Below are 8,392 nucleotides of genomic sequence, written 5' to 3'. Positions count from 1 at the left end.
CGGTCTATTACCGGCCGCACCCAGGGGCCTGCAACGAAGCTCCGTGCTTCGCCGACACCCTCGAACGCCTCCGCAAGCTGGCCCCGCCCGGGGTGGTCTGTGTCGCCGATTCTGGGTTTGGCTACCTGGGCCTGCTGTGCGCCGCCGACGCCAAAGGGCTGCGCTTTGTGGTGCCGCTGCGCGCCGACACCGGCTGGGCGGACTGGTTTGCCGCCGACGTGCCCGACGGGCCGCCCGCCCTGCCCGCACTCGACTATTGCTCCAAGCGCGAACAGCGGCTGCCCGAAAGCCAGCGCACCAGGTGGAAAGGACTGCTGCGCGAACGCCAGGTCGATGACCCCGACACCGGCACGCGCCGACTGCGCATCGCCTACATCTGGTCTTCGGAACAGGCCACCTCCGTGGCCGAGGCCCGCGAACGCGCCCTGGCCAGCGCCGAAGATGCACTCACCCGCATCCGCAACGGCCTCGGCGGGCGCCACTACAAAACCAAAAAACAGGTCGACGACCGCGTCGCCACCATCATCGGCCAGCGCATCGCCGAGCTGATCACCGTCACCACCAGCGTGGCCACCGACGGTAAACCCAGCATCACCTGGCACCGCAACCCCGATGCCATCACCCGCGCATCGACACTAGACGGGCTTTATGCCCTGGCCACCAACCTGCCCGACCCCCCCGACCGACGGCTGACCGCCCTCGACGTGCTCGACACCTACAAAGACCAATGGATCGTCGAGCAACGCCACCGCGACCTCAAACAAACCCTGCGCGTGCGGCCGGTCTTCCTGCACAACGACGACCGAATCCACGCGCTCATCGCCATTATCGGCATTGCCCTGCTCATCTACGGGCTCATCGAAGCCGACCTGCGCGCCGCCCTCGGCCCCGACATCGCACTTGCCGGCCTGCTGCCCGAGCACCGCGACGCCGTGCCCACAGCACGCGCCGTGCTGGCCGCCTTCACCGACCTACACGTCACCTACACCAACAGCGGCGAGCTCATCCTCGACCGGCTCACCCCCGTCCAACGCCGCATCCTCGCCCACCTCGACATCCCCCTACCATGGCCGGAAAACTACGGCTCCACAACAACATCCAAAATAAAAGACCTTAACCCCCAACTATGCGGAAAACGGGGCTAGGCGATGTCGCCGGCCGCGCCGCGGCCGGCGGCGCGACCCGAGAAGATACATCCGCCCAGAAACGTGCCCTCCAGGGCTCGATACCCGTGCACACCGCCACCGCCGAAGCCAGCGACCTCACCGGCGGCATATAATCCGTCCAACGGCATCCCGCCAGCCCTGAGCACACGGGAATCCAGGTCGGTCTCCAATCCGCCGAGCGTTTTGCGGGTCAAGATGTGCAGCTTGACGGCGATCAACGGGCCAGCCTTGGGGTCGGTCAACCGATGCGGAGCGGTCACCCGGCCGAGCCGGTCGCCGAGATACCCCCGGGCGGTTCGGATCGCGTTGACCTGGCTGTCCTTGCTGAACCGGTTGGCCACCTCACGGTCGCGCGCGGTGACCTGCTCGGCCACCGTCGCATAGTCCAGCGGCACCACGTCAGGGAGTTTGTTCATTGCAGAAACCAAGTCGCGCAATGAGTTTGCGCTGACGAAGTCCACTCCGCGGTCGACGAATGCCTGCACCGGGCCGGGCGGCCCCGACCTGGCCCGGTTGCGCAGCAGTTCGCGCACGCTGCGGCCGGTCAAATCGGGATTCTGCTCTTGGCCCGAAAGCGCGAACTCCTTCTCGATGATCTTGGCGTTCAACACGAACCAGGTGTAGTCGTAGCCGGACCGGGCGATGTACTCCAAGGTGCCGAGGGTGTCGAAGCCCGGGTACAGCGGCGCGGGCAGTCGCCTGCCCCCAGCGTCCAGCCACAGCGACGACGGGCCCGGGATGATCCGGATCCCGTGCAGCGGCCAGATCGGGTCGTAGTTGGTGATGCCTTCGGTGTAGTGCCACATCCGGTCCCGGTTGATCACCCGGGCACCGGCCTTTTCGGCGATACCGATCATCCGACCGTCGACATGCGCCGGCACTCCGCTGAGCAGTTGCTCGGGAACCCGGCCCATCCGCTTCGGCCAGTTCGCCCGCACCAGATCGTGGTTTCCGCCGATGCCGCCGCTGGTGACGATCACTGCCGGAGCACGGAATTCGAACTCCGAGATCACTTTCCGCGAGGACGGCGCGCCACGGGGGGCCTGCGACGGTTCCAGCACGGCGCCGCGTACCCCTTTGACGACATCGGCTTCCACGAGCAGCTCGTCGACCCGATGGCGGTAGGCAAAACTTACCGTCGAGCGCTCCCGCAACCGACGAGCGAAAATCTCCACCAGCGCCGGTCCGGTTCCCCAGGTGATGTGGAAACGCGGCACCGAGTTACCGTGCCCGCGCGCGTCATACCCACCGCGCTCGGCCCACCCGACCAGCGGAAAGATCTGCAGTCCCCGGGCACGCAGCCAGCTGCGTTTCTCCCCTGCCGCGAAATCGACGTAAGCATGCGCCCATTGCTTCGGCCAGTAGTCTTCAGGCCGGTCGAAGCCTGCGGTGCCGAGCCAGTCCTGAAGCGCAAGTTCGTGACTGTCGCGAATGCCGAGGCGGCGTTGCTCGGGGCTGTCGACGAAAAACAGCCCCCCGAACGACCAGTACGCCTGCCCGCCCAGGTTGGCGCTGTTCTCCTGGTCGACGATCAGCACCCGCATGCCGCGCTCCACCAGTTCGCAAGCAGCCACCAAGCCGGCCAGACCGGCTCCGACCACGATGACGTCGGCGATCTCGCCCATCAAGGCACTCCTCGACCCCGGCTGCGCCGGAATCCTCGTCGCCGGCGCGGTTCATACCGCTACAGACTAGTGACGCCGAGGGTCAGGAGACTAGTGACGCCGAGGGTCAGGCTGCGTCGAGAGCCTCCCGTTGCGCATGCCACCGGTACACCGTCGCCTCGCAGCCGTGCATCGACGCCAGGTCCACGGCGTCTAGCATCGCCTGCAGCGGGCCGGGCTTGCGCAGGTGCCGGGCCGCCACCGCGACCCGCACGATCCCGCCGCGACGCGCGATACGTTCAGCCGACAAGACCAGCATCCGGCACCACCACGGCTCAGTCAGGAAGCCTTCGCCGATGCCGAGCACCCGGGCGCGGACGGTGGTTTGGCGGACCAGGTCGGTGATTCCGTGCAGATCGACTAACAAGCGAAAGCCGTTGCGTGGCAGTGCTGTCAGCGTCCCGGCAGAAACCAACCACCCCGGCGCCGCGAACAATCGGGTCCGAAGCCCGAGATGTTCAAGCACCCGGTCGGCCGCCATCAACCGCAGGTTCGCCTCGTGCGCGGGCAGCGTGGCGAATTCGCCGCGGCGCTTCTTGGTGGTCGCATCGTCGTAGCCGTGCAGCAAGATCGCGTCACCTCCGGTGCGCCGCGCGGCCAGCCACGCGACGGTCTGCGGGTCACGGTCAAGCCGGTAGCCGCCCTTGAGGCGCGGCGCCACCAGCAGCGACACCGGCACCGCCCGGGCGTCCATCTGGGCACAGAACGCCGCCACGTCGGCTAACGTGCGATCACTAATCCCGGAGATCGAGACCATCAGCTTTCCAGGCACAACGCCAGTGTGCCCGGCTCAGGTGTCCAAATGGTGAAATCCAGGCAGCGTGTCGGAGCCTCCGCAGCCGATGGTGACAAGGGCCCCGGTCGGCAGCACGGAAAGTAGCTTGGTCACCTAACCGAGTCGTACTCTGGCGGGCGTGCTGCAACCTACCTCGGACAAACTCGATGCGGGCCTGCTTCGAATCGCCGGTGTGTGCGCCCTGGCGGCGTTGATGGCGATCATGGACACCACGATCGTGGGTGTCGCGCAGCGCACCTTCATCACCGAATTCGAGTCCACCCAGGCCATCGTCGCCTGGACGATGACCGGGTACACGCTGGCGCTGGCCACCGTGATCCCGCTGGCCGGGTGGGCGGCCGACCGGTTCGGCACCAAGCGACTGTTCATGGGCTCTGTCCTGGCGTTCACGGCGGGATCGATGCTGTGCGCGACGGCGCCGAACATCACCCTGCTCATCGCGTTCCGGGTGGTGCAGGGCCTCGGCGGTGGCATGTTGATGCCGCTGGCCATTACCACCTTGACCCGCGCGGCGGGTCCGAAGCGGATTGGCCGGCTGATGGCCGTGCTCGGCATCCCGATGCTGCTCGGCCCCATCGCCGGACCGATCCTGGGCGGCTGGCTGATCGACTCGTACGGCTGGGCGTGGATCTTCGGCATCAACGTACCGATCGGCGTGATCACGTTCTTGCTGACCGCGCTGGTCTTCCCCCCGGACAAGACGACGCCGTCGGAGAGTTTCGACTTCGTCGGCATGCTGCTGCTGTCGCCCGGCTTGGCGACTCTGCTCTACGGGGTGTCCTCCATCCCGGGCCGCGGCACAGTCACCGACCGCCACGTATGGATCCCGGCGGTGGTCGGCCTGGTGCTGGTCGGCGGGTTCGTGGTTCATGCGCTGTATCGCACGGCTCACCCGCTGATCGACTTACGGCTTTTCCGCAACCGCGAAGTCACCACGGCCAACGCGGCGATGTTGTTGTTCGCAATGGCGTTTTTCGGCGCCGTGCTGCTCATTCCAAGCTGCTTGCAGCAGCTGCTGCACCAATCGCCGCTGCAATCCGGCGTACATATGCTCCCGGAGCGGTTCGGTGCCCTGCTGACCATGCCGATTGCCGGCTGGTTGATGGACAGGCGCGGCCCCGGCAAGATCGTCCTGGTCGGAATCACGCTGATCGTGGCCGGCATGGCCACTTTCGCTTACGGCATTGCCAGCCAGGCGCATTACCTGCCGATGCTGCTGATGGGCCTGGCGCTGGTGGGTATGGGCCTGGGTTCCACCGTGATGCCGCTGACGGCAGCGGCCGTGCAGGCGCTGGGCCCGCATCAGATCGCGCGCGGTTCGGCGCTGGTCAATGTCAACCACCAAGTGGCCGGGTCGATCAGCACCGCGTTGATGTCGGTGATCCTGACCAGCCAATTCAATCGCAGCAAAAATATTTCCGCTGCCGACAAATTCGCGGTCCTTCGACAGGAAGCAGCACGGCGCGGGGCGTCACCCGATCCTGCGGCCATACCGCGTCGCGCCCTGTCGCCCGACTTCATGAGCAATGTGCTGCACGACTTGTCGCACGCCTACACCGCGGTGTTCCTGGCGGCTGTTGTGCTGCTGCTGCTGTCGTATGTCCCCGCGGCGTTTCTGCCCAAGAAGCCGGTCGTCGCGCGCGCGGACCTTACTCCGGTGCCGGTCCACTGAGCAGGGCCGCTGCTCCCATGCAGCTATCCGGCGACGCCGCCGGGCAGATCGTCTTTTCGGCCGCGGCCGTAATGGTCGCTGTCGGCAACGGCTAACACCCAAGCATATTGGAAAGCGGTCTCTTTCCATTGCTCGTAGCGGCCGCTGAGACCACCGTGGCCGGCGGCCATCTCGGTTTTCAGCAATACCGGCTTCCCGTCGGTTTTGGCATGTCGCAAGGCGGCGACCCATTTCGCCGGCTCAACGTAGTGCACCCGGGTGTCGTTCAGCGACGTCATCACCAGAATCTCAGGATACTTTCTGGCCGTGACGTTCTCGTACGGTGAATAGGACTTCATGTAGAAGTACACGTCGCGGTCGTGCAAGGGGTTGCCCCACTCGTCCCATTCGGTGACCGTCAACGGCAGCGACGGATCCAAGATTGTGGTCAGCGGGTCGACGAAGGGCACCCGCGCCAGGATGCCCGCGAAAAGATCCGGGGCCAGGTTCGCCACCGCGCCGACCAGTAGTCCGCCCGCGCTTCCGCCCATCGCCACCAGCTTCTCTGGTCGGGTAAGGTGCGTGTCCACCAGATGCTGCGCCGCGGCGATGAAGTCGGTGAAGGTGTTCTTCTTCTCCAGCAGCTTTCCGTGCTGGTACCACAGCCGACCCATCTCACCGCCGCCGCGGACGTGGGCGATGGCGAACACCATGCCGCGGTCCAGCAACGACAGCCGCGCGATGGAAAATCGCGGATCCTCGCAGATCTCATAGGCACCGTAGCCGTAAAGCAATGTCGGAGCAGGGAATTCGATACCCACCCGGTGAACGATCGACAGCGGGATACGGGTGCCGTCAACGGCTTGTGCCCACTCGCGCCGTTCGACGTAGTCTTCGCGCCGGTAATCACCGAGCACCGGTTGCTCACGCAGCAGGGTGCGCTCGCCGGTGGCCAGGTCGAGGTCATAGATCTGTGTCGGTGTGATGAACGAGGCGGCACCGAGCCTCAATTTCGGCGAGTCCCAGGTCGGGTTGGCACCCAGGCCCGCCGACATCAATTCGGTGTCGAACCCGATCTCTTCGGGTTGCCCGTACTGACCGTCGTCGCCGATGGGCCATACCTGTATCCGCGGCAGGGCCGAACGCCGATAACTGACCACCAGATGGTGCTTGAAGGCGTCGACCGCGTCGAGCCGGACGTCCGCACGGTGGCCGATCAGCGTGCGCTGCGCCGTCGGATCGCTGACCGGAACTTCGACGAGGGTGAAGTTCACAGCGCCGTCGTTATGCAGGATCAGGAAACGGTCCTCGCCGCCGACCACTGCGTGCTCCACCGAGTATTCGACACCGTCGCGGCGCGGCCACACCGTGGTGAACTGGGCATCCGGGTCGGCCGCGTCGGCGTAACGCACCTCGGAGGTGACGGCCGAGCCGGCGACGATCAGCACGTACGCTTCGCTGCGGGTGCGGCCCACCGCCAGCCAGAACCGCTCGTCGGGTTCGTGATAGACGCGCTCGGCGGACATACCCGAACCCAGCCGATGCCGCCACACGGTATCGGGCCGCCAGGCATCGTCGAGAGTCACGTAGTACACCGTGCGGTTGTCGGTCGCCCAGGTCGCTCCTGCGCCAACACCGGCGATCACATCGGGGTATAGTTCTGCGGTCCGTAAGTCTTTGAACCGCAGCGTGTATCGCTCGTCGCCGACGACGTCGACGGAATAGGCCAGTACGTTGCCGTCGGGGCTGACGCTCGCCGCCCCGAGTGAGAAGAAATCGTGGCCCTCGGCCTCGACATTCTCGTCGAGCAGCACCTGTTCACCTGCGATCTCGGTGTGCTCATCGAAGATCGGCGGCCGCCAGTCGTTAGGATCGGTGACCGGGCAGCGGCACTGGACACCGTATTGCTTACCCTCGAAGCTGCGGGCGTAATACCACCACTGGCCGCGACGGATCGGCACCGACAGATCGGTTTCCTTGGTGCGCGCTTTGATCTCCTCGAAAATGCGCTGCCGCAGCGGTTCCAGGTGAGCGGTCATCTGGTCGACGTAGTCGTTCTCTGCCTCCAGATATGCCATCACCTCGGGGTCGGACTTGTCGCGCAGCCACTCGTAGGGATCGACGAACACGTCGCCGTGGAATTCGCGCCGGCTGTCAACCCGTTTGGCGACCGGCGGGCGCGGCGCCGAGGTCATGCCCCGGGTCCGATCCAGTCGCGGAAGCGCAACCCGGAGATCCGTTCGTAGGCATCGATATAGCGGTCGCGGGTGGCGGCGACGACGGCGTCCGGAAGCGGCGGCGGCGGCTGCGGCCCGAAGCGATCCCATCCGGATTCCGGACCGGTCAGCCAGTTCCGCACAAACTGCTTGTCGAAGCTGGTCTGAACTACCCCAGGACGGTAGTCGGCAGCCGGCCAGTACCGCGAAGAATCGGGGGTGAAGATCTCGTCGGCGAGCACCAGATTGGCGTGCTCGTCGATGCCGAACTCGAATTTAGTGTCGGCGATGATGATTCCCTTCGTCAGGGCGTGGTCGGCAGCCTGTGCGTAAATCTGCAGAGTACGGTCCCGCAGCTGGTTGGCGCGGGCTGCTCCCACCATCTCGATCACCCGCTCGAACGTGATGTTCTCGTCGTGGTGCCCCCGTTCGGCTTTGGTGGCTGGGGTGAACAGCGGGCCGGGCAGCTTGCTGGCCTCTACCAGGCCTGGCGGCAAAGGGATTCCGCAGAGTGCGCCGCTATCTCGGTAATCCAGCAGCCCCGATCCGGTCAGGTAGCCGCGAGCCACACACTCCACCGGGAGCATTTCCAGCTCGCGCACCACCAGCGCGCGCCCGAGCACCTCGTCCGGAATGCGGGGGTCGTCCGGCGGCCCGGCCAGGTGGTTGGGAGCCTCGATGAAGTCGAAGAAGAACACGCTCATCGCGGTCAGGATTCGGCCCTTGTCGGGGATCGTGCTGCCAAGGACGTAGTCGAACGCCGAAATCCGGTCGGTCGCGACGAACAACAAGTGCTCGTCGTCGATGCGGTACAGCTCGCGCACCTTGCCGCTGGACAGGTGCCGGTAGTCGGACAGCGCGGGACGCACCGGGTCAGCCTATCGGGTCGCGATCCTGCC

The 8,392-nt window shown here is 65.8% G+C and carries 6 protein-coding genes; 2 read left to right on the top strand and 4 right to left on the bottom strand.

Going from position 1 to position 8,392, the window contains the following annotated elements:
* Window positions 1-1,145 (top strand): transposase (locus F6Q13_RS03225; protein ID WP_293052143.1); only part of this gene is annotated, 1,145 nt, incomplete at its 5' end.
* On the opposite strand, the gene F6Q13_RS03220 is transcribed toward F6Q13_RS03225, so the two are convergent.
* Both F6Q13_RS03220 and F6Q13_RS03215 read right to left on the bottom strand, forming a co-directional pair.
* Window positions 1,142-2,791, bottom strand: coding sequence for an FAD-binding dehydrogenase (locus F6Q13_RS03220; RefSeq protein ID WP_293052140.1), 1,650 nt, complete (start codon window positions 2,789-2,791; stop codon window positions 1,142-1,144). The two genes, F6Q13_RS03225 and F6Q13_RS03220, sit on opposite strands and share 4 nt — an antisense overlap.
* A 106-nt stretch (window positions 2,792-2,897) precedes the next feature.
* Complete coding sequence (locus tag F6Q13_RS03215; RefSeq protein ID WP_293052137.1) at window positions 2,898-3,602, bottom strand: DUF2334 domain-containing protein; 705 nt, start codon at window positions 3,600-3,602, stop codon at window positions 2,898-2,900.
* Between the two features lie 142 nt (window positions 3,603-3,744).
* On the opposite strand from F6Q13_RS03215, the gene F6Q13_RS03210 reads away from it, so the two are divergent.
* Window positions 3,745-5,298: a DHA2 family efflux MFS transporter permease subunit gene (locus F6Q13_RS03210; RefSeq protein WP_293052134.1), complete on the top strand. Its 1,554-nt coding sequence runs from the start codon at window positions 3,745-3,747 to the stop codon at window positions 5,296-5,298.
* Between the two features lie 23 nt (window positions 5,299-5,321).
* Here F6Q13_RS03210 and F6Q13_RS03205 read toward each other — a convergent pair whose 3' ends face one another.
* Both F6Q13_RS03205 and F6Q13_RS03200 read right to left on the bottom strand, forming a co-directional pair.
* Window positions 5,322-7,472 (bottom strand): S9 family peptidase, encoded by a 2,151-nt coding sequence (locus F6Q13_RS03205; protein ID WP_293052131.1) that lies wholly within the window; start codon window positions 7,470-7,472, stop codon window positions 5,322-5,324.
* Window positions 7,469-8,362: a phosphoribosylaminoimidazolesuccinocarboxamide synthase gene (locus F6Q13_RS03200; protein WP_293052128.1), complete on the bottom strand. Its 894-nt coding sequence runs from the start codon at window positions 8,360-8,362 to the stop codon at window positions 7,469-7,471. Before F6Q13_RS03200 ends, F6Q13_RS03205 begins: the two co-directional genes overlap by 4 nt.
* Between the last annotated feature and the right edge of the window lie 30 nt (window positions 8,363-8,392).

Origin of the sequence: Mycobacterium sp. (assembly GCF_008709575.1) — a bacterium.
In the GTDB taxonomy this organism is placed as follows: domain Bacteria; phylum Actinomycetota; class Actinomycetes; order Mycobacteriales; family Mycobacteriaceae; genus Mycobacterium.
The sequence above is the reverse complement of the archived record's forward strand: the minus strand, read 5'-3'. Positions and strand labels throughout refer to the sequence as shown.